The organism is Micromonospora sp. NPDC093244, from assembly GCF_040683695.1.
Lineage (GTDB): Bacteria > Actinomycetota > Actinomycetes > Mycobacteriales > Micromonosporaceae > Micromonospora.
This window is the reverse complement of the sequence record NZ_JBFBEO010000003.1, coordinates 143,519-168,130: the sequence shown is the minus strand read 5'-3', so window position 1 is coordinate 168,130 and position 24,612 is coordinate 143,519. Positions and strand designations below refer to the sequence as shown.

Annotated in this window: 19 protein-coding genes; 10 read left to right on the top strand and 9 right to left on the bottom strand. The window is 71.8% G+C overall.

Annotation, left to right across the window (positions count from 1 at the left end):
* The 4 genes from AB0N27_RS19335 to AB0N27_RS19320 all read right to left on the bottom strand — a co-directional run bounded on the left by AB0N27_RS19335 (position 1) and on the right by AB0N27_RS19320 (position 3,639).
* Positions 1-1,320: a sensor histidine kinase gene (locus tag AB0N27_RS19335; RefSeq protein WP_364371279.1), complete on the bottom strand. Its 1,320-nt coding sequence runs from the start codon at positions 1,318-1,320 to the stop codon at positions 1-3.
* Between the two features lie 122 nt (positions 1,321-1,442).
* Positions 1,443-2,390 carry a permease prefix domain 1-containing protein gene (locus tag AB0N27_RS19330; RefSeq protein ID WP_364371276.1) on the bottom strand — a complete coding sequence of 316 codons (948 nt, stop codon included), beginning with the start codon at positions 2,388-2,390 and terminating at the stop codon, positions 1,443-1,445.
* On the bottom strand, positions 2,387-2,728 hold the full coding sequence (locus AB0N27_RS19325) for a PadR family transcriptional regulator (protein ID WP_110564981.1): 342 nt from the start codon (positions 2,726-2,728) through the stop codon (positions 2,387-2,389). The genes AB0N27_RS19330 and AB0N27_RS19325 overlap by 4 nt, the downstream gene beginning before the upstream one ends.
* A gap of 290 nt (positions 2,729-3,018) precedes the next feature.
* Entirely contained in the window at positions 3,019-3,639 is a 621-nt protein-coding gene (locus AB0N27_RS19320; RefSeq protein WP_364371271.1) for an L-threonylcarbamoyladenylate synthase, read from the bottom strand.
* A 108-nt stretch (positions 3,640-3,747) separates the two neighbouring features.
* Between AB0N27_RS19320 and AB0N27_RS19315 the strand changes: the two genes are divergently transcribed.
* A complete protein-coding gene (locus tag AB0N27_RS19315) occupies positions 3,748-4,305 on the top strand; it encodes a GNAT family N-acetyltransferase (RefSeq protein ID WP_364371267.1) in 558 nt (185 codons plus the stop codon).
* A 135-nt stretch (positions 4,306-4,440) separates the two neighbouring features.
* Positions 4,441-7,971, top strand: coding sequence for a DNA polymerase III subunit alpha (gene dnaE, locus AB0N27_RS19310; RefSeq protein WP_364371264.1), 3,531 nt, complete (start codon positions 4,441-4,443; stop codon positions 7,969-7,971).
* Between the two features lie 53 nt (positions 7,972-8,024).
* Here the strand turns inward: dnaE and abc-f are convergent, their stop codons facing one another.
* The 3 genes from abc-f to AB0N27_RS19295 form a co-directional block, all read right to left on the bottom strand.
* On the bottom strand, positions 8,025-9,662 hold the full coding sequence (gene abc-f / locus AB0N27_RS19305) for a ribosomal protection-like ABC-F family protein (RefSeq protein WP_364371260.1): 1,638 nt from the start codon (positions 9,660-9,662) through the stop codon (positions 8,025-8,027).
* A gap of 324 nt (positions 9,663-9,986) precedes the next feature.
* On the bottom strand, positions 9,987-10,682 hold the full coding sequence (locus AB0N27_RS19300; protein WP_364371257.1) for a response regulator: 696 nt from the start codon (positions 10,680-10,682) through the stop codon (positions 9,987-9,989).
* A complete protein-coding gene (locus AB0N27_RS19295) occupies positions 10,679-12,265 on the bottom strand; it encodes a sensor histidine kinase (protein ID WP_364371254.1) in 1,587 nt (528 codons plus the stop codon). The genes AB0N27_RS19300 and AB0N27_RS19295 overlap by 4 nt, the downstream gene beginning before the upstream one ends.
* 82 nt (positions 12,266-12,347) lie before the next feature.
* Between AB0N27_RS19295 and AB0N27_RS19290 the strand changes: the two genes are divergently transcribed.
* The 3 genes from AB0N27_RS19290 to AB0N27_RS19280 all read left to right on the top strand — a co-directional run bounded on the left by AB0N27_RS19290 (position 12,348) and on the right by AB0N27_RS19280 (position 17,342).
* The gene (locus AB0N27_RS19290) at positions 12,348-13,733 is read left to right on the top strand and encodes a cation:dicarboxylase symporter family transporter (protein WP_364371251.1); all 1,386 of its coding nucleotides are present in this window, start codon (positions 12,348-12,350) and stop codon (positions 13,731-13,733) included.
* A gap of 259 nt (positions 13,734-13,992) precedes the next feature.
* A complete protein-coding gene (locus tag AB0N27_RS19285; protein WP_364371249.1) occupies positions 13,993-16,167 on the top strand; it encodes an FUSC family protein in 2,175 nt (724 codons plus the stop codon).
* A gap of 137 nt (positions 16,168-16,304) precedes the next feature.
* Positions 16,305-17,342 carry an aminotransferase class V-fold PLP-dependent enzyme gene (locus AB0N27_RS19280; RefSeq protein WP_364371246.1) on the top strand — a complete coding sequence of 346 codons (1,038 nt, stop codon included), beginning with the start codon at positions 16,305-16,307 and terminating at the stop codon, positions 17,340-17,342.
* Positions 17,343-17,348: 6 nt separating this feature from the next.
* On the opposite strand, the gene AB0N27_RS19275 is transcribed toward AB0N27_RS19280, so the two are convergent.
* The gene (locus AB0N27_RS19275) at positions 17,349-18,521 is read right to left on the bottom strand and encodes an acyl-CoA dehydrogenase family protein (RefSeq protein ID WP_364371243.1); all 1,173 of its coding nucleotides are present in this window, start codon (positions 18,519-18,521) and stop codon (positions 17,349-17,351) included.
* 97 nt (positions 18,522-18,618) lie between these two features.
* Between AB0N27_RS19275 and AB0N27_RS19270 the strand changes: the two genes are divergently transcribed.
* From AB0N27_RS19270 to AB0N27_RS19255, 4 genes are all read left to right on the top strand, one after another.
* Positions 18,619-19,275 carry a TetR/AcrR family transcriptional regulator C-terminal domain-containing protein gene (locus AB0N27_RS19270; RefSeq protein WP_364371240.1) on the top strand — a complete coding sequence of 219 codons (657 nt, stop codon included), beginning with the start codon at positions 18,619-18,621 and terminating at the stop codon, positions 19,273-19,275.
* 68 nt (positions 19,276-19,343) lie between these two features.
* Complete coding sequence (locus AB0N27_RS19265) at positions 19,344-20,798, top strand: aldehyde dehydrogenase family protein (protein WP_364371237.1); 1,455 nt, start codon at positions 19,344-19,346, stop codon at positions 20,796-20,798.
* Positions 20,795-21,922 carry an alcohol dehydrogenase catalytic domain-containing protein gene (locus tag AB0N27_RS19260; RefSeq protein ID WP_364371234.1) on the top strand — a complete coding sequence of 376 codons (1,128 nt, stop codon included), beginning with the start codon at positions 20,795-20,797 and terminating at the stop codon, positions 21,920-21,922. Before AB0N27_RS19265 ends, AB0N27_RS19260 begins: the two co-directional genes overlap by 4 nt.
* Before the next feature lie 34 nt (positions 21,923-21,956).
* Complete coding sequence (locus tag AB0N27_RS19255; RefSeq protein ID WP_364371230.1) at positions 21,957-22,778, top strand: NAD(P)-dependent oxidoreductase; 822 nt, start codon at positions 21,957-21,959, stop codon at positions 22,776-22,778.
* A 57-nt stretch (positions 22,779-22,835) separates the two neighbouring features.
* On the opposite strand, the gene AB0N27_RS19250 is transcribed toward AB0N27_RS19255, so the two are convergent.
* The gene (locus tag AB0N27_RS19250; RefSeq protein WP_364371227.1) at positions 22,836-23,693 is read right to left on the bottom strand and encodes an SPFH domain-containing protein; all 858 of its coding nucleotides are present in this window, start codon (positions 23,691-23,693) and stop codon (positions 22,836-22,838) included.
* Between the two features lie 193 nt (positions 23,694-23,886).
* Here AB0N27_RS19250 and AB0N27_RS19245 point away from each other — a divergent pair, with 193 nt between their 5' ends.
* Positions 23,887-24,519 (top strand): transcriptional regulator, encoded by a 633-nt coding sequence (locus AB0N27_RS19245; protein ID WP_364371224.1) that lies wholly within the window; start codon positions 23,887-23,889, stop codon positions 24,517-24,519.
* The last annotated feature ends 93 nt before the right edge of the window (positions 24,520-24,612 follow it).

Genomic DNA, 24,612 nt, shown 5'->3' with positions numbered 1-24,612 from the left:
CTACCGCCCCGCGCCGGAGGTCACGGACCGCTCGTCGGTGCTCTCCCGGCGCCCGGCCGGCTGCTCCGCGAGCGGGAAGCGGGCGCGTACCCGCCAACCGCCGCCGGCGCGGGGGCCGGCCTCCAGTTCGCCGTCGTGGGCGGTGACCCGCTCGCGCATGCCGATCAGGCCGAGCCCGGCGGCGTCGGGTCGGCCGGGTCGCCCGTCGTCTGTCACGTCGACCTCCATCTCCCGGGCCAGGTACCGGACCCGCACGTCCAGCAGGCCCGCCCCGGCGTGCTTCAGCGTGTTGGTGACCGCCTCCTGCGTCACCCGGTAGGCCGCCTGCGACACCGATTCGGGCAGCGCGACGGGGTCGCCGTACACCCCGAGGGTGGCCGTCAGACCCGCGGCCCGCGCCCGCTCGACCAGCTCGGCGATCCGCTCGACGTCGCCGGCCGTGGGCTGTTCGACGTCGGCGCCGCCGGGGGCGCGCAGCACGCCGAGCATCCGGCGCAGCTCGTCGACGGCCGTGCGGGCGCTCTGCTCGATGGCGGTGAGCGCCGTGCGGGCCTTGCCGGGGTCGCGGTCGAACACCCGCCGGCAGGCGGACGCCTGCACCCCCATCACCGACACGTGGTGGGCGACCACGTCGTGCAGTTCCCTGGCGATCCGGACCCGTTCACCGAGGACCGCCCGTTCCCGGGACTCGGCCTGGGAGCGGCGCAGGTCCTCGGCCTGTTCGCGAAGCTCGTGCTCGCGTCGTGCGGCCACCCAGGCGGTCTCGCCGAAGAAGTACGCGAACCCGAAGACGAGCACGTTGGCCAGGACGCCGGTGACCATCGCGGCGAGGACCGGCGGCACCGGCCCGACCGCGTCGGCGAACGCGTCCGGCGGGATGTGGTCGATCTTCACCGCGTAGTAGACGCCCAGCCAGGCGAACATCGTGGCGATCACGCCGATCCGCAGCCGGCGGGCCAACAGGTGGTCGGGCCCCCACGCGCCGAGGGTGTAGAGGGCGCAGAACAGGGCCCACGAGGAGAACTGGGTCTCCGGGGCCGACCGTGCCTGCGCGGCGATGAACGCCCCCGAGACGACCAGCAGCGTGGCGGCCGGCCAGCGTCGGCGCCAGATCAGCGGCAGGGTCACCGCGACGGTCCAGAACAGTTGCTCCGGCCCGGACGGGGGCGGACCCAGCTGGAACGCCCCGGTGCTGCGGGCCAGCGTGAGGCTGACCAGCGCCAGCCCGGTCACCGCCAGCCCGAGCCACACGTCGTTGCGGCGCTGCCGCGGCGTCGGCCCGGGCCGGTGCCATTCCTCTCGCTCTGCGACGACTGCCATCCGGGAACGATGCCACGTCAGCCGCCGTACCGGCAGACCTGGCGGGTCGGTGCGGCCCGGGTCACGTCCACGGGCGGCGGCCCGGCGCGGGGTACGCGCCGGGCCGCCGTGTCCGGTGTCGCTCACACCGCCTGGCGGCGCGTCTTCAAGGCGGTGTCGATCAGATCCCACACCATGATCACGGCCACGCCCACCGCGATCGTGGCCCCGAGCGTGTTGCGGTTGTCCGCGTCGGCCAACCAGGCCAGGCGCTCGCCGAGGGCCGGGTTGAGCAGCCGGTCGGTGAGGGCCAGCCACACCACCGGCACCGAGAACGCCAGGTTGAGCAGGGCCTTGGTCCCGTACAGCGGCCAGCTCCAGCGGCCGATCCGGTACTTGACGATCTCGAAGACCGCGCTGGCGAGCAGGACGACCATCAACGCCGGCAGCCAGAACGACCAGAGTGCCGGGTCGAGGACCGGGATGTTGTCGCCGTCGGTGCCGCGTACGAAGGACCGGTAGTGCTGCAACGGTACGTACGCGATGGTTGCTGCCAGCATGACCACGGACGCGATGGTCTCGACCAGGGAGATGTCCCGGTGTGCCGGTACGTCGGGGAGCTGGTCGACGGTCCAGTCCGGCAGGTCGACGGCGGGTTGGAACCGGTCGATGAGGACGAAGGTCAGGGTGAGCCAGAAGGCGATCTGCACCCCTGTCTGCATGGCCGCGACGAGGCCGGGCCCGATGGCGCCGAAGCCCTTGCCCTCGGCGACCTCGACGATGGCGACGATCGTGCCGACGATCGCCGGGATGAGACTGAGCAGCAGCTTCATCAGCCGCCACCAGATCAGGTAGTACGTCGGGCCGAGGAGTTGCAGTCGACGGTCGGCGTACCGGGCGGCCAGCAGATCGGGGTTGCCCAGCTCGGTGAGCACCTCCCGCTCGGCGGTGGCGACGTCGGCGCCCCCGCTGGTGCGGTCGTCGATCATGTCGCCGATGGAGGCGCGCAACTCGGTGGCGATCTCGTCGCGGCGCTGGGCGGGCACCGAGCGCAGGGTGGCGGCGAGGTACCGGTCGGTCAGGGTGTTCATCGGTCGACTCCTTGGATAAGCCCGGTGATGGAGGTCTGCACGGCGGCGAGGTCGTCGAGAAGCCGGCTCAGCATCGACTCGCCCTCGTCGCTGGTCCGGTAGAACTTGCGCGGCCGGCTCTCCTCGGTGTTCCACTCGCTGGTGAGCAGCCCCTGGTCCTCCAGGCGGCGCAGCAGTGGGTAGAGGGTGTTGGCGTCCACCGGGAAGCCGTGATCGGTGAGCCTCTGCAGTAGTGCGTAGCCGTAGTCCGGTCGGCGGAGCGCCACCAGGCTGGCCACCACGACGGTGCCTCGACGCAGCTCCTGCAGATGCGTCCGTAGAACGTCCTCGCTAACCATGTGTCACACCATACTGTGTGGCACACACTGTTGTCTACGCCAATAACGTCGCGTCTGCCAGGGTGTGCGGCGGCGGCCGGAAGTTCGGCCCGGCGACGGGGGCGCGCAGGCCCTCCGACCAGGCCTCCGGTCCTCCTTTGCACTGCTGCTGCGGATGCGCCACCCAGGTCGCTGCCGGGCGGTGCGGGTGTGGCAGCAGAGCAAAGGAGGGCGCACACGAGAGTGGCCCGGCGCCCAGGGGGCGTCGGGCCAGGTGGTCGAGGGGGAACGCGTTCGCCGCGTCGTCCGTGCTACTCGAAGCGGGACACGTCTCCCGCGCCCCGGCGCAGGATCTCCGGCTCCAATCCGGACAGGTCGATCACCGTCGTCGGCTCCTTGCCGCAGTCGCCGGCGTCCAGCACCGCGTCGAGCTGGTGGTCGAGCCGTTCCTTGATCTCCCAGCCCTGGGTCATCGGCTCGTCGTCGCCGGGAAGCACAAGCGTGCTCGACACCAGCGGCTCGGCCAGCTCGGCCAGCAGCGCCTGGGTCACCGTGTGCCGGGGTACGCGGACACCGACTGTGCGCTTTCTGGGGTGCAGCATCCGGCGGGGCACCTCACGGGTGGCCGGCAGGATGAACGTGTAACTGCCCGGGGTGGACGCCTTGACCAGCCGGAACACCGCATTGCTGATCTGGACGAACTGGCCGAGCTGCGCGAAGTCCCGGCAGACCAGGGTGAAGTGGTGCCTGTCGTCGAGGTGGCGGATCTGCCGGATCCGGTCCAACCCGTCCTGGTTGCCCAGCTGGATGCCGAACGCGTAACAGGAATCCGTCGGATAGGCGACCAGCCCTCCACCGCGGATCAGGTCGGCGACCTGGCCGATGATCCGGGGCTGGGGGTTCTCCGGGTGCACGTCGTAGTACCTCGCCATGCTGACGAGCCTAGGCTCATCCGCCGACGTCGAGGGGGCGCGGGCCCGGCCGGACCGGTCGGTCCTGCGGGACGCCCCGGCTGTCGCTCAACGGGTAACGTCCAGCCGGTGGAGCACGGTGAGACTCGCCTGACAGGCCCTCTTCATACCCGGTCCCTGGATACTCCGCGGCTGCTGCTGCGCCGCTGGCACAGCGATGATCTGGACGGGTTCGCCGCGGTCAACGCGCACCCCGAGGTGATGCGCTACATCCATGACGGCCGCACCCTGGACCGGGCCGCGACCGCGGAGCGTCTGGCCACCTACCGGCGGCACTGGGACGAGCGCGGCTTCGGCCTGTACGCGGTGGAGATCAGAGGGACGGGCGAGCTGGCTGGTTTCACCGGACTGGCGGTGCCGACCTTCCTGCCCGAGATCATGCCGGCGGTGGAGATCGGCTGGCGGCTCGGCCGCGCGTACTGGGGCCGGGGTCTGGCCACCGAGGCGGCCCGGGCGGTCGTCGCCCACGCTCGTGCCGAGCTCGGCCTGCGGCGACTGGTCAGCATCCACGTCGTCGGCAACGAGGCGTCCGCGCGGGTGATGGTCAAGCTGGGGATGTCGCTGGAGCGCGAGACCGTACAGCCGGACACCGGCCGCCGGGTCCGGGTCTACGCGATGGACCTCTGAGCGGATCGTCGTGTCCAGGACCGAGGCCGCCGACACACGGGCGGCGCGGCCGGTGGAGCCGTCGAGATCACGTCGGTAGGGTAGGTGCCGGTCGGCTCCGACCAACAAGATCCACACCGCCGGGGGGCGCCACGCATGGCCGATTCGTTCGCGCATCTGCACGTGCACACCGAGTACTCGATGCTCGACGGAGCGGCCCGGTTGAAGGACCTGTTCGCCGAGGTCAAGCGGCAGGGCATGCCGGCGGTGGCGATGACCGACCACGGCAACATGCACGGCGCGAACGACTTCTACAAGCAGGCCATGGCGGCCGGCGTCACCCCGATCCTCGGCATCGAGGCGTACGTCGCCCCGGAGTCGCGGTTCCACAAGAAGCGGGTGCGGTGGGGTCGACCGGAGCAGAAGAGCGACGACGTCTCGGGCAGCGGCGGCTACACCCACAAGACCATCTGGGCCCGCAACAGGACCGGCCTGCACAACCTGTTCAAGCTCACCTCCCGGGCCTACACCGACGGCTTCTTCGTCAAGTGGCCCCGGATGGACACCGAGCTGCTCGCGGAGTTCTCGGAGGGGCTGATGGCGACCACCGGCTGCCCGTCCGGCGAGGTGCAGACCCGGCTGCGGCTCGGCCAGAGCGCCCAGGCCCTGCAGGCGGCGGCGAAGTACCAGGAGATCTTCGGCAAGGAGAACTACTTCCTGGAGATCATGGACCACGGCCTCGACATCGAGAAGCGGGTCCGTGACGGGCTGCTGGAGATCGGTCGCAAGCTCGACATCCCGCCGGTGGTCACCAACGACTCGCACTACACCCACGAGGTCCAGTCTGAGGCGCACGACGTGCTGCTCTGCGTGCAGACCGGCAGCAACGTGGCCGACCCCAACCGGTTCAAGTTCGGCGGCAGCGGCTACTACATCAAGTCCGCCGACGAGATGCGCGCCGTCGACTCCTCCGACGTCTGGCTGGAGGGCTGCCGCAACACCCTGCTGGTGGCCGAGAAGGTCGACCCGAAGGGCATGTTCGAGTTCCACAACCTGATGCCGCGCTTCCCGGTGCCCGAGGGGGAGACCGAGGAGTCGTGGTTCCGCAAGGAGACGTTCGCCGGGCTGGCCCGCCGCTACCCGAACGGCATCCCCGAGGGCCACGTCGTGCAGGCCGAGTACGAGCTGGGCGTCATCAACCAGATGGGCTTCCCGTCGTACTTCCTCGTGGTCGCCGACTTCATCCAGTGGGCGAAGAAGCAGGGCATCGCGGTGGGTCCGGGTCGTGGCTCAGCTGCCGGCTCGCTCGTGGCGTACGCGCTGGGCATCACCGACCTGGACCCGATCCAGCACGGCCTGATCTTCGAGCGGTTCCTCAACCCCGAGCGTGTCTCGATGCCGGATGTCGACATCGACTTCGACGAGCGTCGGCGCGGTGAGGTGATCAAGTACGTCACCGACAAGTGGGGTGAGGACAAGGTCGCCCAGATCGCGACCTTCGGCACGATCAAGGCGAAGGCCGCGATCAAGGACTCCGCCCGGGTGCTGGGTTTCCCGTACGCGGTCGGCGACCGGATCACCAAGGCGATGCCGCCCGCAGTGATGGGCAAGGACATCCCGCTCACCGGCATCTTCGACTCCAAGCACCCCCGCTACGCCGAAGCCGGCGAGATCCGCGGCCTGTACGACTCCGACCCGGACGTGCGCAAGGTGATCGACACGGCCAAGGGCATCGAGGGGCTGATCCGGCAGACAGGTGTGCACGCCGCCGGCGTCATCATGTCCGCCGAGCCGATCATCGAGCACATCCCGCTGATGCGCCGCGACGCCGACGGGGCGATCATCACCCAGTTCGACTACCCGACCTGCGAGTCGCTCGGGCTGTTGAAGATGGACTTCCTCGGCCTGCGCAACCTGACGATCATCGACGACGCGGTCAAGAACATCGAGCTGAACCACGGCCTCAAGCTCGACCTGCTGGGTCTGCCGCTGGACGATCCGGCGGCCTACGAGCTGCTGGCACGCGGCGACACCCTTGGTGTCTTCCAGCTCGACGGCGGGCCGATGCGCTCGCTGCTGCGGTTGATGAAGCCTGACAACTTCGAGGACATCTCCGCAGTCCTGGCGCTGTACCGGCCGGGCCCGATGGGCGTCGACTCGCACACGAACTACGCGCTGCGCAAGAACGGCCTCCAGGAGATCACGCCGATCCACCCGGAGCTGGAGGAGCCGCTGCGGGAGATCCTGGCGCCCACCCACGGCCTGATCGTCTACCAGGAGCAGGTGCAGCGCGCCGCGCAGATCCTCGCCGGCTACACCCTCGGTCAGGCGGACCTGCTGCGCCGGGCCATGGGTAAGAAGAAGAAGGAGATCCTCGACAAGGAGTTCATCCCCTTCCGGGACGGCTGCCGCGAGCGCGGCTACTCCGACGAGGCGATCCAGGCCGTGTGGGACGTCCTGGTCCCGTTCGCCGGGTACGCCTTCAACAAGGCGCACTCCGCCGCGTACGGGCTGGTCTCCTACTGGACGGCGTACCTCAAGGCGCACTACCCGGCCGAGTACATGGCCGGGCTGCTGACGTCCGTCGGTGACGACAAGGACAAGATGGCGCTCTACCTGTCCGAGTGCCGCCGGATGCGCATCCAGGTGCTGCCACCGGACGTGAACACCTCGGCCGGGCCGTTCACCCCGGTCGGCAAGGACATCCGCTTCGGCCTGGCCGCCGTCCGCAACGTCGGCGCGAACGTGGTCGCCTCGATCATGCGCTGCCGCCAGGAGAAGGGCGACTACACCGACTTCTACGACTTCCTGTCCAAGGTGGACGCGGTGGTCTGCAACAAGAAGACGATCGAATCGCTGATCAAGGCGGGGGCGTTCGACTCGCTGAACCACCCGCGTAAGGGCCTGCTCGCGGTGCACGCGGACGCCATCGACGCGTACGCCGACGTCAAGCGCAAGGAGGCCGTCGGCCAGTACGACCTGTTCGGCGCCGGCTTCGGCGACGCCGACACGGGCAGCACGACCGTGATGCCGGTGATCGGCGACAGCGAGTGGGACAAGCGCGACAAGCTGGCCTTCGAACGCGAGATGCTCGGCCTGTACGTCTCGGACCACCCGCTGTTCGGCCTGGAGCACATCCTCAACGCGGCGGCGGACACCACGATCGCCTCCCTCGCCGAGGACGGCGCGGTGCCCGACGGGGCGGTGGTCACCCTCGCCGGCATCCTCTCCGGGGTGCAGCGGCGGGTCACCAAGCAGGGCCGGGCGTGGGCGTCGGCCACCCTTGAGGACCTGGCCGGTGGGGTGGAGACCCTGTTCTTCCCCAACACGTACGAGGTGATCGGGCAGTACATCGCCGAGGACGCCATCGTGGTGGTCAAGGGCCGCGTGGACCGCCGCGACGACACCCCACGCATCATGGCGATGGACATGTCCATGCCGGACGTCAGCACCAGCGCCACCAACAAGCCGGTCACCCTGACCATTCCGGTGCACAGGTGCACGCCACCGCTCGTGGAACGCCTCAAGGAGACCCTGGTGCTGCACCCCGGCGACACGGAGGTGCACGTCAAGCTGCTCAATGGTGGTCGTACCACCACCCTGCGGCTGGGTCCGTTCCGGGTCGCGGCGACCACCGCGCTGATGGGTGACCTGAAGAGCGTCCTCGGCCCGGCCAACGTGAGCTGAGCCGGGTCGCGGCCCGGCCGGAATCCGGCCGGGCCGCGCACGGCCGTCGGGGGTCAGCCCCGGTCGGGGGCCGCGATCTCCCGCAGCTGGCCGTCGGCCAGCCGCAACCAGCGCCGCACGCCGATCTCGGCGAGGAACCGTTCGTCGTGGCTGACCACCACGAACGCCCCCTGGTACGCGGACAGCGCGCTCTCCAACTGCCCGACGCTCACCAGGTCCAGGTTGTTCGTCGGCTCGTCGAGCAGCAGCAGTTGCGGTGCCGGCTCGGCGCAGAGCACGCAGGCGAGGGTGGCGCGCAGCCGTTCGCCGCCGGAGAGCACCCCGACTGGCAGGTTCACCCGCGAGCCCCGGAACAGGAACCGGGCGAGCAGGTTCATCCGCCGCGCGTCGGGCAGGCTCGGCGCGTACTCGGCGAAGTTCTCCGCGACCGTGCGGTCGAGGTCCAGCAGGTCCAGCCGCTGCGACAGGTACGCGATCCGTCCGTCCGCCCGCCGGATCTCGCCGCCGGCCGGTTCGAGGTCACCGTTGACGAGGCGCAGCAGTGTCGACTTGCCGGCACCGTTCGCCCCGGTGAGCGCGATCCGCTCCGGTCCCCGGATCACCAGGTCGGCGCCGTCGCCGCCGAACAGGTCCCGGTCGTCGAAGCGGGCCTGCATTCCCGTACCGGAGAAGACCGTGCGACCACTCGGGACGGTGGTGCCCGGCAGGTCGACGGTGATCCGGTCCTCCTCGCGGAGCGCCCGGCCGGCCTCGTCGAGTCGGGACCTGGCCTGCCCGAGCCGGTTGGAGTGCGTCTCCTGCGCCCTGCCGGCCGACTCCTGCGCGCTGCGCTTGAGGCCGCCGGCGACGATCCGGGCGAGCCCGGCGTTCTTCAGGTTCTTGGAGGCGTTGCTGGCCCGCCGGTCGGCGCGTTCGCGGGCCTGCTGCATCTCCCGCTTCTCCCGCTTGACCTCCTGCTCGGCGTTGCGCATGTTGCTCTCGGCCACCTCCCGCGCGGCCTGCACCGCCTCGGTGTACGCGGTGAAGTCGCCCCCGTACCAGGTGATCTCGCCCTGTTCCAGCTCGGCGATGCGGTCCATCCGGTCCAGCAGTTCCCGGTCGTGGCTGACCAGCAGCAGGCATCCCGACCAGTCGGTGAGGACGTCGTAGAGCTTGTGCCGGGCATCCAGGTCGAGGTTGTTGGTCGGCTCGTCGAGCAGCAGCACGTCCGGGCGTCGGAGCAGTTGCGCCGCCAGGCCCAGGGAGATCGCCTGGCCGCCGCTGAGGGTGTGCAGCGGACGGTCGAGCGACAGCTCGCCCAGGCCGAGCCGGTCCAGTTCGGCGCGGGTGCGCTCCTCGATGTCCCAGTCGTCGCCGATGGTGGCGAAGTGTTCCTCGCTGGCGTCGCCTGCCTCGATGGCGTGCAGCGCCGCGATCCGTTCGGCGACGCCGAGCACCTGCGCCACGGCCAGGTCGCCGGCCAGCGGCAGCGTCTGCGGCAGGTAGCCGAGCGGGCCGTCGACGGTGATGCTGCCGCCGCTGGGCCGCAGCTCACCGGCGATCAGCCGCAGCAGCGTGCTCTTGCCGGCGCCGTTGGGGGCGACCAGGCCGGTGCGACCGCCCGGGACGGTGAAGGACAGCTCGGAGAAGACAGGGGTGTCGTCCGGCCAGGAGAAGGACAGGTTCGAGCAGACGATGAACGCGTCAGACATGCGAGTGACCTCAAGGGTGGGGTGGGCGCGCCGAGGCTGCCCGACGACAACGGGAACCGGTGGAACGACAAATGGCCACGCCAGCTGCGCCAATGCGCGCCGAACGGTGGCCGAACACATCCGGTCTCACCCGGAGATGTCGTCGTCACCCGCCATGTCTGGTCTCCCTGGTCGTGCCGCGAACCCAACCCGCGAATTCTAACAACGGCTTCCCACCCCGCCACGGAATTCCCCGCCCCCACCCCCGTCGATCTTGCAGTTGCTGTTCAAGAAATGTCGCTGTTGCGGCCAAAGGTCCCCGCAGAAAGTGCAAGATCGACGGGGTCAGCGGGGGCGGTACTCCACCTCGGGGCGGCCGGGGGTGCCGTAGCGGGGGGTGCGGACCGCGCGGTCGATCGTCACCAGGTACTCCAGGTAGCGGCGGGCGGTCACCCGGGAGATCCCTGTCGCCGCGCTCACCTCGGTCGCCGACAGGCCCGCCTGGGCGTCAGTGCCGTCGGTCAGGGCGGCGCGTACCCGGTTGAGGGTCTGCGCGTCCAGCCCCTTGGGCAGCGAGTGCCCGGCGGTGCCGCGCAGGGTGGCGAACATCCGGTCCACGTCGTGCTGCGCGGCCACCTCACCGTCGGCGAGAGCCTGCGCGCGGTAGTCCGCGTACCGTTCCAGCTTGTCGCGGAACGCGGCGAACGTGAACGGTTTGAGCAGGTAGTGGGTCACCCCGAGGGACACCGCGGTGCGCACCACCGCGAGGTCCCGCGCGGACGTCACCGCCAGCACGTCGACGCTGCTGCCGGCGGCCCGCAACGCCCGGCAGACGTCCAGGCCGTGCAGGTCGGGCAGCCGAAAATCCAGGAGTACGAGGTCCACGTCGCCGCCGTCGTTGGCGCGCAGGGCCGCCATCGCCGCCCGCGCCGTGTGTGCCACCCCGACGACCACGAAACCGGGAACCCGTTCCGTGTACGCCGAATGTGCCTCGGCCAGCAGCGGTTCGTCCTCGACGACGAGCACCCGGATGTCGGTCACCGTCGTTCACCTCCACCGGGCAGGCGGACGGTGAACAGGCTGCCGCCGTCGTCCGAGCGGCCCACCTCGTAGCTGCCTCCGTGCCGGCGTACCACCTGCCCGACGAGCGCCAGGCCGAGGCCGCGACCTGTGCTCTTGGTGGACCAGCCGCGCCGGAACGCGTCGGCCACCCGTTCCGGGGCCAGCCCGGGGCCGCTGTCGGCGACCCGCACCACCAGTTCGTCGTCGACCGCGCCGACGAAGACGCGTACCCGGCGGGGCGCCGGCGTGCCGGCCACCGCCTCGAGCGCGTTGTCGACCAGGTTGCCGACCACGGTGAGCAGGTCGCCGCTGGGCAGTGGGCTGTCGTCGAGGCGGCAGTCCGGTTCGATGACCAGGTCCACTCCGCGCTCGCCGGCCTGCGCGGACTTGCCGAGCAGCAGCGCCGCCAGGGCCGGCTCGGTGACCGCGCCGACCACCCGGTCGGTCAGCTGCTGGGCGAGGGCCAGGTCGCGGGTGCCGAGCCGTACGGCCTCCTCGGTGCGGCCCAGCTCGACAAGGGTCAGCACGGTGTGCAGCCGGTTGGCCGACTCGTGGGTCTGCGCCTGCAACGCCTCGGTGAGCGCCCGTACCGAGTCCAGCTCGCTGGCCAGGGTGCGCAGCTCGGTCTGGTCGCGCAAAGTCAGGACGGTGCCGAGCGCTGCGCCCTCGAAGCGGGTGGTCCGCTGGTTGGCGACGAGCACCCGGTCGCCGGCGAGGACTGGTTCGTCGCGGGCGTCACGACCGGAGCCGAGCAGGTCGGCGACGGCGGGCGGCAGGTCGATCCCGGCGGCCGGCTGGTCGATCACCGGCGTGTCCGCGTCCAGCCCCAGCAGCCGGCGGCCCTCGTCGTTGATCAGGGCGATCCGCCGGTCGGTGGTCAGCACCACGAGACCCTCGCGCACCGAGTGCAGGACCGCGTCGTAGTACTCGTACATGCGGGTCATCTGCGCCGGTCCCAGACCGTGCGTCTGGCGACGCAGCCGCCGGCTGAGCAGCCAGGAACCGGTCGCGGCGAGGGCGAACGCCGGTGCGGCGACACCCAGGAGCACAGGCAACTGGCCGAGCAGCTTACGGTCGATCGCGCGGGTGGTGATGCCCACCGAGACCAGGCCGACGATGCGCTGCCGCTCGTCGTACACCGGGACGACCGCGCGCACCGACTCGCCGAGCGTGCCGACGTTGGTGGTGGTGAACGGTCGGCCGGCCAGGGCGGGTCCGATCTCCCCGACGAACGGCTTGCCGATCAGGTCTCGGGTGGGGTGCGAGAAACGGGTGCGGTCGGGGGCCATCACCACCACGAAGTCGGTGCCCGTCGCGAGTCGGGTCGATTCGGCGTACGGCTGCAGGACGCCGGCCGGGTCGGCGGTCGTGAGGGCCGCGCGGACGTCGGGGGAGCCGGCCACTGTCTGCGCCACCGACAGCACCTCCTCCTGCGCCGCCTGGCGGGAGTCGCTGCGGGCCAGCCACACGGCACCGGCCGCGCCGGCCAGCACGAGTAGCGTCACCACGATCGCCTGAAGGGCGAAGAGTTGCCCCGCGATGCTCCACTGGCGTCGGGCCACCTCCACCACCTCCTGGGGTTTTCGCCGTGAACAGAATGACCGCAAGGCTGTCAACGGGTGAGACGCGCTTCACATTGTCGCCATGGACACCACCGCAGCCACCACCACAGCGGAGCCGTCGGCTCGCCGGGACCGTACCCGTTACCTGTATCTGGCCGTCATCGTGGCGGTGCTCGCCGGCATCGTGGTCGGCCTGGTCGCCCCCGATTTCGGCAAGGAACTCAAGCCGATCGGCACCGGCTTCGTCAACCTGATCAAGATGATGATCAGCCCGGTCATCTTCTGCACCATCGTGCTCGGCGTCGGCTCCGTCCGGCAGGCCGCGAAGGTCGGCAAGGTCGGCGGCCTGGCCCTCGGCTACTTCCTGACCATGTCGACTGTCGCGCTCGCCATCGGCCTGGTCGTCGGCAACCTCATCCATCCCGGCTCCGGCCTGAACCTCGGTGCGGACCTCGCCGGCGCCGGCAAGGCAGCCGCGGGCGACGAGGCCGGCGGGACCGTGGAGTTCCTGCTCGGCATCATCCCGACGACGCTGTTCTCCGCGCTCACCGAGGGCGAGGTGCTCCAGACGCTGCTTGTCGCGCTGCTTGTCGGCTTCGCCGTGCAGGCGATGGGTCGGCGCGGTGAGCCGGTGCTCGGGGCCATCGCCGTCATCCAGCGGGTCGTCTTCAAGGTCCTCGCCATGATCATGTGGCTGGCGCCGATCGGCGCGTTCGGCGCGATGGCGGCAGTGGTCGGCGCCACAGGCGTGGACGCCCTCAAGAGCCTCGCCCAGATCATGGTGGGCTTCTACGCCACCTGCCTGATCTTCGTGCTCGTGGTCCTGGGCGCGCTGCTCTGGTTCATCGCCAGGATCTCGATCTTCTCGCTGCTGCGCTACCTGGGCCGGGAGTTCCTGCTGATCCTCTCCACCTCGTCGTCCGAGTCGGCGCTGCCGCGGCTGATCGCCAAGATGGAGCACTTCGGCGTCAGCAAGCCCGTCGTCGGCATCACGGTGCCGACCGGATACTCGTTCAACCTCGACGGCACGGCGATCTACCTGACCATGGCGTCGCTGTTCATCGCCGACGCGCTGGGCAAGCCGCTCGCCGTCGGGGAGCAGATCTCGCTGCTGCTGTTCATGGTCATCGCCTCGAAGGGCGCGGCGGGCGTCACCGGCGCCGGGCTGGCCACGCTCGCCGGCGGGCTCCAGTCGCACCGCCCGGACCTCGTCGACGGGGTCGGGCTGATCGTCGGCATCGACCGGTTCATGTCCGAGGCCCGGGCGTTGACGAACTTCGCCGGCAACGCCGTGGCGACAGTGCTCGTCGGCACCTGGACCGGCGAGTTCGACAGGGACCGGGCGGCGGGGGTGCTGCGCGGCGACGACCCGTTCGACGAGGCGACCATGCTCGACGAGCACGACGACGAGGGCGAGACGCCGGCGCGGCGTTCCGACGACGAGAAGGCGACGGCGGTCCCTGCCTGACGGAATCGGCTCCGGCTCGGCGATATCGGGGTGACCCCGCCTCCAGGGCACCCCGATATCGCCGAACTCGTGTCGATCACTGTGGACGTGCCGGCTCACGACTCCACAGCAGGAGGTGGAAGGGGTCCTCGCCGCAGGTGAGCCAGGTGCCGTCCCCGAGTGCCATCGGGCTCTCCGACGCGAAACGCGCCGCCTCCGAGGAGCGCCGTGGACAATGGGGGCCGGGGAGGTGTGCTGCGGCGGACCCGGGGGAGCAGGCGTGCGCGGAACCAGCCTCCTGGGCGCGCTGCGCACCCGTGACCCGGGGTACGTCGTCCTGCGGCGCGCCGCCCGGCTGACCCTCGTCGCGTCAGTGGTGTTCTACGCCTGCCGGTACGGGGCGGGCAGTCCGATGCTCGCCACGTACGGCCTGTTCGGCACGATCGCGGCAGGCTCGTTCGCTCAGCTGCCCGGTCCGGCGCCGCAGCGGGCGCGGATCCTCGTCACGTCGCTGCCCGTGGTGTGGGCGCTGGTCGCGGCGGGTTCGCTGTTGGCGTGGAGCACGTGGGCGGCGGCCGGCGGGATGCTGGTGATCGGGTTCGTGGTGGCGTTCGCGGGAGTCGGCAATCCACGCCTGGTGGGCTGGGCCAGCGCGTTCCAACTGTTCTACATCCTGGCGTCCTTCCCGCCGTACCAGCCGGACACCCTGCCGCAGCGCCTCGGCGGCGTCACCCTCGCCATCGTGCTGCTCGCCGCCGCCGAGGTGTTCCTCTGGCCCGATCCGGTGCCGGTCTCGTACCGGCAGCGGCTCGCCGAGGCGGCGGAGGGCGTCGCGGCGTTCCTCGACACCGCCGCGGAGGCACTGGCCGACCCGCACGCCGGTCCCGGTGGTCGCGAGGCTCGGCGTCAGCGGGCGTACGACGTGGTCGCCGCTCTCGACCTGGCCCGCAACCCTCCGGCGTGGGCGCCCACGGCGGCGGGCGCCCAGGACCGGGCACTGCGGATCTGCGCGGCGGCGTTACGGGAGGTGCTCGCCGAGGCGGATCGTCTGGCGGCGGACGCCCCACCGGAGCCGATCCCGGATCTCGCCGCGGCGGGACTGCTGCGCTCGGGCGCCGCCACGACCCGCGCCGCCGGCCGCAGCCTGTCCCCGGGCGCCCCGCCGGTCGAACTCGGCGACCTGGATGTCGCCATCGGGCGGACCGAGGAGGCGTACGCCGGGGGCCGGGACGCGCCGGACGTACCCCGCCTGTGTCGGGACGCGACGGCCCTGGCCCTCGCCGACCAGGTGCGGGTCTTCGCCGTCGGCGCCCGGGTGGCCACCGGGTCGCGGGCCGACGGCGCGGACGACCCCTCGGGGCTGTTCGAGTTCGCGCGGCACAGTCCGTGGACGTTGTACTGGAGGCAGTTCCGTTCCCACCTCGCCCCCCGATCGGCCCACCTGCACAGCTCGCTGCGGCTGGCCGTGGCGCTGGCCGTCGCCCGGGTGGCGGCAGGGCTCCTGCAGCTCACCCACGGCTTCTGGGTGCTGCTGGCCACCCTCACCGTCCTGCGCACCTCCGCGGCGGACACCCGCACGGCCCTGCGGCCCGCGCTGCTGGGCACCATCGCCGGCGCCGCCGTCAGTGGCCTGGTGATGCTTGTCGTCGAGGAGTCGGTCGTCTACGCCGTCGTCCTGCCGGTGACCCTGATCCTGGCCTTCGGTGTCGGTCGCCTGCTGGGGCCGGTCTGGCAGCAGGCGCTGTTCACGGTGCTGCTGACTGTCGTGTTCGCCCAGCTCAGCCCGGAAGGGTGGCGGCTCGCCGAGGTTCGCCTGGTCGACGTCCTGCTCGGCGCGGTGGTAGGTGTGTTCGCCGGGGTGGCGATGTGGCCGCGCGGCGCGGGTCACGACCTGCGACGCAACGCCGCCCGCCTCCTGGTGTCCAGCGGGGACGCGGTCGAGCGGACCGTCCAGGCGGTGCTGGGCGGCCCCGACCTCCCCGGCCGGGCCATCGACCAGATCCGTCGACGGATGGTCCTGGTCGACTCGTCGTACTGCCAGTTCCACTCCGAGCGGCACGACCCGCGTCGACAGCAGGTGAGCTGGGACGTCGTCCTCAGCGCCGGGCACCGCGTGGTGCCGGGCGTCGAGTCGCTGCTGCGCCGCAACCCGCCCGGCTGCCTCGCCGGCTGGCCCGCGGCCGCGGCCCTGCTGCGGGACACCGCCGGGCACCTGCATTCGGCGTACGACGACCTCGCCGACGAGGTGGCACACGGCCGGACGGCGGCGCCGCTGCCCGTTCCGACCGACTGTGTGGACGAGTTGAACCGGGTCCGTCCGCTGCTCGGCGCGGCCGACCCCGCGTCGGTGCGGCATCTCGTGGAGGTGGACAGGTGGCTCGCCGGCCTCGCCGACAACCTCGGCCGGATCCGTCCGCCCGCCGACCGGGAGGTCAGCCGGGACGGGACACCGTGAGGGGGCCGAGGTGGCCCGACAGGATTCGGAAACTGCCGCCCCGAGCGCCGACCGGCTCGGTGCTCAGCGGCATGCCACAGGCCGCCCGTCGCCGATTGGCCGTGCCGCCGCGAGGCGATCCCGCCTAGCGTCGATGCATGCAGATCGCGCAGGCGCAGCAGTTGTGGAAGCCGGAGCCCGGCTGGTTGAACACCGCCTCCTACGGGCTGCCGCCCGAGCCGGCCTGGACGGCGTTGCAGGAGGCACTGTCCGACTGGCGGGTGGGCGGCAGGTCGTGGGAGGGCTGGGGCGACTCGGTGCAGCGTTCCCGTACCGCGTTCGCCGGTCTGATCGGCGTGCCGGACACCGACGTGGCGGTCGGCGCCACCGTCTCCCAGATGTTCGCGCCGGTCGCGGCGGCGCTGCCGGCCGGGGCGACAGTGGTGGTGCCCGAGGTCGAGTTCACCTCGAACCTGTTCCCCTGGCTGGTGCAGGAGGAGCGGGGTGTCACGGTCCGCACGGTGCCGGCGGATCGGCTGGTCGACGCGATCGACGCCGACACCGACCTGGTCGCGTTCAGCCTGGTGCAGTCCGCCGACGGTTCGGTCGCCGCGTACGACGAGATCGTGGCCTCCGCCCGCGCGCACGGCGCGCTGGTGGTGGTCGACGCGACCCAGGCGTGCGGGTGGCTGCCCTTCGACGGGAGCCTCGCCGACGTGGTGGCGGTGGGCGGCTACAAGTGGCTGATGAACCCGCGCGGCACCGCGTACGCCTATCTGGCCCCGGCGTTGCGCGACAGGCTGCGCCCGGACGCGGCCGGCTGGTACGCGGGCCGCGACCCGCACGCCTCCTACTACGGCCCGCCGCTGCGGCTGGCCGACGACGCCCGCCGGTTCGACATCTCCCCGGCCTGGTTCAGCTGGGTCGGCGCGGCCCCCGCCATGGAACTGGTCGCCCAGATCGGTGTGCCGGCGATCCGGGAGCACGACGTGGCGCTGGCCAACCGGTTCCTGGCCGGCCTGGGCCGGCCAGCGGGGGACAGCGCCATCGTCTCCGTCGACGTGCCGGACGCCCAGCAGCGCCTGGAAGCGGCGGGCATCCGGGCGGCCGTGCGCGCCGGGCGGGTCCGCGCCTCCTTCCACGTCTACTCCACCGAAGCGGACGTGGACGCGGCGCTCACCGCGTTGACGGGGTGAACCGGCTCAGGCCAGGTGACCGCCGATCTTCGTGTACCCGCGCAGCAGGTCCCGGGAGATGATGAGCCGCTGCATCTCGTCGGTGCCCTCGAAGATGCGGTACAGCCGGACCTGCCGGTACCAGCGCTCGATGGGCAGCTCCCGGGTGTAGCCCATGCCGCCGTGGATCTGGAGGACCCGGTCGACCACCCGGTTGACCATCCCGGCGCCGTAGAGCTTGCCCATCGACGAGGCGTGCCGGGGGTCCATGCCCTGGTCGACGGTCCACGCCGAGCGCAGCACCAGCCAGCGGGCCGCCTCCAGTTCGGTCTCCGAGTCGGCGATCATCCACTGGATGGCCTGGTTGGTGCCGATCTTGGTGCCGAAGGTCTCCCTGGTGTTGGCGTACTCGATCGCCATCTGCAGCACCCGCTCGGCGATGCCGATGGCGTGCGACGGGATGGTGTAGCGGCCCTTGCCGATCCACTCCATGCCGAGCGTGAAGCCCTGCCCGATCTCGCCGAGGATGTTGCGGTGCGGCACGCGTACGCCGTCGAAGATCAGCGACGCGGGCCCGCCCTCGCCCATGGTCTGGATGAACTCCGAACGCCAGCCCATCGACCTGTCCACCAGGAACGCGGTGGCCCCGCCGTTGCGGGCGCCCTTCTCCCGGTCGGTCACCGCGACCACGATGGCGAAGTCGGCGTCGTGGCCGCCGGTGATGAAGGTCTTCTCGCCGTCGAGGACCCAGTCGTCGCCGTCACGGCGGGCCGACAGCCGGATGTTCGCCGCGTCGGAGCCCGCGCCCGGCTCGGTGATCGCGAAGCAGGACCGCCGCTCGCCCTCGATGGTCGGGATGAGGAACTCGCGCTTCTGCTCCTCGGTGGCGTGGAACAGGATGTTGTCCGCCTCGCCGCCGAAGCGGAACGGCACGAACGTGCGGCCCAGCTCCGTCCAGATCAGCGACTGCAGGACGGCAGGCAGGTTCATCCCGCCGTACTCCTCGGGGGTGGCCAGGCCCCAGAAGCCGAACTTGCGCGCCTTGAGTTGCAGCTCGCGCACCTCGGAGTGGTCCAGGCTCGGCTGGTGCGCCCGCTCCCGGCGGAGCACCTCCGCCTCCAGGGGCATCACCTCGCGCTGGATGAACGACCGGACGGTGTCCCGTACCGCCCGCTCCTCGTCGGTAAGCGAAAAGTCCACGTTGGTCCTCCTGGCGTCGGTGCGGCCGGTCACCCTTAAACTAGCGGTGTAAGTTTTGCCGCGTCCAGACCTGGCCGCCGCGATCGCGAGGAGCGCAGTGCCCCGACCCCGCCAGCCCCGGCTCACCCGGCAGCTCATCGTCGACACCGCCACCGCGCTCATCGACGCCGAGGGGCTGCCGGGGTTCTCCACCCGCCGGCTCGCCGCCGAGTTGGGCGTCCGTGGTCCCTCGCTGTACAACCACTTCGCCACCAAGGACGAGATCCTCGACGCGGTCGCCGACACGGTCACCGGGGCCGTCGACACCAGCGGCTTCGCCAGCCGGGACTGGGTCGCCGCCCTGCGCGACTGGGCCTGGTCGTACCGGCGGGCGCTCACCGCGCACCCGAACATCGTGCCGTACCTGGCCCAGGGTCCCGGACGACGGCCGGCCGCCCTCGCCATGGCCGACGCGGTCTACGGCGGCCTCGTCCGCGCCGGCTGGCCGCCTGCCCGGGCCACCCACATCGGCGCGGCGCTGCGCTACTTCGTGGCCGGGTCGGCGCTCGGCTCCTTCGCCCGCGGGTTCGTCGAGGACCCCGAGCTGTACGCGGCGCACTACCCGCACCTGCGCGACGCGCACCGGCTCGCCGAGCACCAGCAGAGCGTCGACGAGGGCGCGTTCGCGCTCGGCCTGGACGCCCTGCTGCACGGCCTCACCGCCGAGTACGCCCGCACCGCCGGCCCGGTGGAGTCCGCCCGGCCGAGCGGGTAGCGTCCAAACTCCCAGCGCTAGTTTCATCGTCCACCACCATCGCCCCCGCCCACCCCCGAAGGGACGCCATGGACCTCGCCGCCCCGCCGTCGCAGCTACCCGACATCCTGCGCCTCAGGCGCCACCTGCACATCGGTGGCGAATGGACGTCTCCCGCCGGCACCGACGCGATCGACGTGGAGAGCCCGAGCACCGGCGAGCTGTTCGGGCAGGTGCCCGCCGGCACGGCTGCCGACGTGGACGCCGCGGTCGCCGCGGCCCGTGCCGCCTTCCCCGGCTGGGCGGCGCTCGCGCCCGCCGACCGGTCCAGCCATCTCGACCGGCTGCACACCGCGCTCGCCGCGCGCGCCGACGACCTCGCCCGCACCATCGCCGTCGAGATGGGCGCCCCGCTCAAGCTCGCCACCCGGGTGCAGGTCGGGCTGCCGCTGACCGTGCTGCGGGACCACGTCGGTCTCGCCGCCCGCCCACCGGTCGAGGAGACCATCGGCCACTCCCTCGTGGTCCGCGAGCCGATCGGCGTGGTCGGCGCGATCACCCCGTGGAACTACCCGCTGCACCAGGTGATGGCGAAGCTGGCGCCCGCGCTGGCCGCCGGCTGCACTGTGGTGCTCAAGCCCAGCGAGCTGACCCCGCTGACCGCGTACCTGCTCTTCGACGCGGTCACCGAGGCCGGGCTGCCGCCGGGCGTGCTCAACCTCGTACCCGGCACCGGTCCGGTCGTCGGCGAGGCACTGGCCGGGCACCCCGACGTCGACCTGGTGTCGTTCACCGGCTCCACCGCCACCGGCACCCGGATCATGCGGCTCGCCGCCGAGCGGCTCGCCCGCGTGGCCCTGGAGCTGGGCGGCAAGTCCGCGAACGTCATCCTCCCCGACGCCGACCTGGCCACCGCCGTCAAGGTCGGTGTCGGCAACGCGCTGCTCAACTCCGGGCAGACCTGCACGGCGTGGACCCGGATGCTCGTGCACCGCGACCGGTACGACGAGGCGCTCGACCTGATCGCCACGGCGGTGGCCGGCTACCGCCTCGGCGACCCGTTCGACCCGGCCACCCGGCTCGGTCCACTGGTCTCCGCCGCCCAGGCCGAGCGCGTACGCGGCCACGTCGAGCGGGCGCTCGCCGACGGTGCCCGCCTCGTCGCCGGCGGCCCGGACGCGGCGCTGCCGGAGCGGGGCCACTTCGTCGCACCGACAGTCTTCGCCGACGTGCACCCCGACAGCGCGCTCGCCCAGGAGGAGGTCTTCGGCCCGGTGCTCGCCGTCCTCCCGTTCGCCGACACCGACGAGGCCGTCGCCATCGCCAACAACTCCCGGTACGGGCTGGCCGGGGCGGTCTGGTCCACCGACACCGACGCCGCCCTCGCCGTCGCCCGGCGGATGCGCACCGGCGCTGTCGACATCAACGGCGCCGCGTTCAACCCGCTCGCCCCGTTCGGCGGCTACAAGCAGTCCGGGCTCGGCCGCGAGCTGGGCGTGCACGGGCTCGCCGAGTTCTGCGAGCTGAAGGCGATCCAGCGATGAGCGCCCCCGAGTCGACGACCGGCACCGCGCCGGTGTCCGAGCCGGTCACCGTCCGCGCGCTCGTCGCGCGCGGGTCCGGCGCCGAGCTGCGGGTCGAGCGGGTACGCCTGCCCGCCCCCGGCCCCGGCGAGGTGCGGGTGACGATCACCGCCGCCGGGGTCTGCCACTCCGACCTGTCGATGGCGAACGGCACCCTCGCGGCGAGGTTCCCGCTGGTGCTCGGGCATGAGGCGACCGGGGTGGTGGCCGAGACCGGGCCGGGAGTGGACCTGGCCGTCGGCACCCCTGTGGTGCTCAACTGGGCGCCTGCCTGCCGGGACTGCTGGTGGTGCCGGCGCGGCGAGCCGTGGCTCTGCGCCGCCACCACCGCCCCGACGGTGCCGCGCGGCGAGACCGACGACGGCGTACCCCTGCACCTGACCCTCGGCCTCGGCGCGCTCGCCGAGGCGGTGGTGGTGCCGCAGCGCGCCGTCATCCCGGTCCCCGCCGGGCTGCCCGCCGAGCAGGCGGCGCTGCTCGGCTGCGCGGTGCTCACCGGCGTCGGCGCGGTCCGTAACACCGCCCGGGTGGCGCCCGGCGAGGCCGTCGCCGTCGTCGGGCTCGGTGGGGTGGGGCTCGCGGTGCTGACCGCCGCCCGCCGGGCCGGCGCCACGACGATCCTGGCCGTGGACGTCGCCGAGGCCAAGCGGGACCTGGCCATGGCCGCCGGGGCGACCGACTTCCTGCTCGCCGACGACAGGCTCTCCAAGGAGGTACGGGCGCGCACCGAGAGCCGGGGCGTCGACCACGCCTTCGAGTGCGTGGGCCGCGCTGCCACCATCCGCGCCGCCTGGCGGCTCACCAGGCGCGGGGGAGCGGTGACAGTGGTCGGCATGGGCGCCAAGGACGACATGGTCAGTCTCGGCGCGCTCGACATCTTCCACTCCGCCAGGACGTTGCGCTCCTCGGTGTACGGCTCGTCCGATCCGGACCGGGAGGTGCCGGTGCTCGCCGCCGAGCTGTCGGCCGGCACGCTCGATCTGGGTCTGCTGGTCAGCGGCACGATCACGCTGGACGAGGCGCCCGCGGCGTTCGACCGGCTGGCCCGGGGCGAGGGCGCCCGCTGGGTGGTCGCGCTGGAGTGAGCACCGTGTCGGTGGGGGCCGGCAGGATGGCGTCATGAGTTCACGTCTGGGCACTGTCGTGGTCACGGGTGCCGCGGGTCGCATCGGTTCGGTGGTCTGCCGGCACCTGCGCGACGAGGTTCGCCAGCTCGTTCTGGTCGATCGGGTGCCCGTGCACCCGCAATCGCCTACGGACCGGGCGATTCAACTGGATCTGGCGGACGCCGACGCGGTGACCGCCGCGCTGGAGGGCGCGGACGCGGTGGTGCACCTGGCCGGGCTGCCGGACGAGGCGCCCCTGGCCGATCTGCTGGCGAGCAACGTGCTGGGCACGTACCACGTGTTGGAGGCCGCCCGCCGGCAGCGGGTCGGGCGGGTCGTCCTGGCCAGCAGCAACCGGGTCACGGGTTTCTACCCGGTCGGTCAGGTGGTGGGGCCTGACGATCCGGTCCGACCTGATGGTTTCTACGGGGTGAGCAAGGTCGCCGTCGAAGCGCTCGGGCGCCTGTACGCCGACAAGTTCGGCCTGTCGGTGGTGTGCCTGCGCATCGGCAGCTTCGAGGACGAGCCGGACGAGGCCCGCTACCTGGCGACCTGGTTGAGCCCACGCGACGGCATCGGTTTCGTCCGCGCGGCTCTGACCGCTTCCGACGTTCACTTCGTGACCGCCTACGCCGTGTCCGCCAACACCCGGGCGTTCTGGGACACCACGGCCGGGGCGCGGCTCGGCTACCTGCCGGTGGACGACGCGGAGGTTTTCGCCGACCGGGTGCCCGGGTCGCGCGACCCGGTCGACCCCGCCGCCTTGCAGGGCGGCGCCTTCACCGCCGCCGCGTACTCGCTGCGGCACGTCGGCGCGGACAAACAGGCCTCCTGAGCCGAGCATCGAACGGCGGGGAGCCGGCCCACCCGTCACGGGTGGGCCGGCTCGTTCTCACTTGCCGGTGACGATGCCCGGGTTGATGCAGAGCCCCGGGTTGGCGCCGTTCTTCTCGGCGATCTCCAGGCAGCGGGTCACCTTGTCGACCTTGGCGTTGGTCTCGGTGATCTGCTTGGAGATCTCGGCGTTCTTGCGGTCCTGCTCCAGGTTGCGGGTCTGGGCCAGCTTGTCCTGGAACGCCTTGATGTTGCCCTCGGTCTTGTCGTCGTGGTTCACCCGCGTGATGGTGACCGAGAGGATGTCCACGTCGGTGGCGAGCCGGGTCTCCGCGCTGGTCTTGATGTTCGCGGCGAACGGCTTCAGGTCGACGTTGAGGTCACCTGTCCGCGCGTCGATCTTCTCCAGCGGGTTGTACGCGGCGAACGCGTCGTTGACGGCGCTGTCGAGCTGCACACCCACCCGCTGGCCCCGGAAGCTGATGAAGTCGCCCTTGTAGTCCATGAACTGCTTCGGCGCGTTCTCCGGCTTGACCTGCCACTCGACGAGCACCTCGACGCAGGCGTCGGCGAGGGTGCCGGTGCGCACCCGCACGCAGTTGTTGCCGCCGATGTGGTCGTACTTCTGGCGGCCGGCGTCCCACTCGCCGACCTTCTGCCAGGGGGCCACCCACTTCAGGCCCGAGCCGGTCACCTCGCCGGTGGGCTTGCCGAAGCTGGTGACGATGCCTACCGAGCGGATCGGCACCGAGTGGGCGCTGGAGGCGATGCCGACCACCAGGGTGAGGGCGAGAAAGCCGAGCGCCGCGAGGGCGGCCGCCCGCTTCAGCGGCCGGGCGGGGGCGACCAGGGCGACGACGGCACCGACCGCCAGGGCGACGGCGAAGACGATCGCCATGGTGAAGCCGACGGGCATGGGGTGGGGACCTTCCGTTGGGCTGTGTGGATCATCAACCTAGGGGGTCAGGTCAAATGGGCGGTACGGGCCGGTGACCCCGCGCAGCCCCACCGGCCGGCGGGCCGCCGCCGGTAAATTCCGTGCCGGCGCATCCGCCGCGCGTCGTTTCAGCGAACCCCCGGGTAGGGAACGTCTACCCGGGGGTACGTCTGTGTTGACCGATCCGATGCCGGCCGAGGCCGTGGAGACCGCGCACAAGCAGGTACGCCTGGCGGCCGAGGACCTGGACGGCAGCCGTGTCGCCACGCTGGTGCTGGAGTTCGCCGACGTGTGGGGCGTGCCGGCGCTGTGGGAGCAGGTGTGCAGGCCGCTGCTGGTCCAGCTGTCGGGGCGTACCGCCGCCGAGATCGCCGTGGAACGCGCCCTGTGCGAGGGCGTCCGGGTCGGCCTGGACGTGTACCGCAGAGAGCCGGGCCGCTCGCTGCCCACCGGCGGGGTGCTGCTGGCCGGCGCCGAGAAGGAGGCGCACTCGCTCGGCCTGCACGCGCTCGCCGCGGCGCTGCGCGAGCGGGGGCGAGGCTGTCTGCACCTCGGCCCCGCGCTGCCCTGGTCGGCGTTTACGAGCGCCGTGCACCGGGCCGTGCCGCACACCGTCGTGCTCTGGTCGCAGACGCCGGTCACCGGCCGCGCGTACCGCCTGGTGCGGTTCGCGCGGGACTTCCCGCTCCTGCGGGTGTACGGCGCCGGGCCGGGCTGGATCGAGCCGCTCGCCGCGCCGGCCCGCCGACTGGGCACGCTCTCCGCTGCCGTCGAGGTCTGCCTCGACGGCACGCGTTCGCGCTGATCCCGACCGGGTCGCGCGCCCCCCAAACGTCGCTCTGGACGTGACGCCCGCCACATCAGATACGAAACCGTTCCGTATCGTTATTGGCCGTCG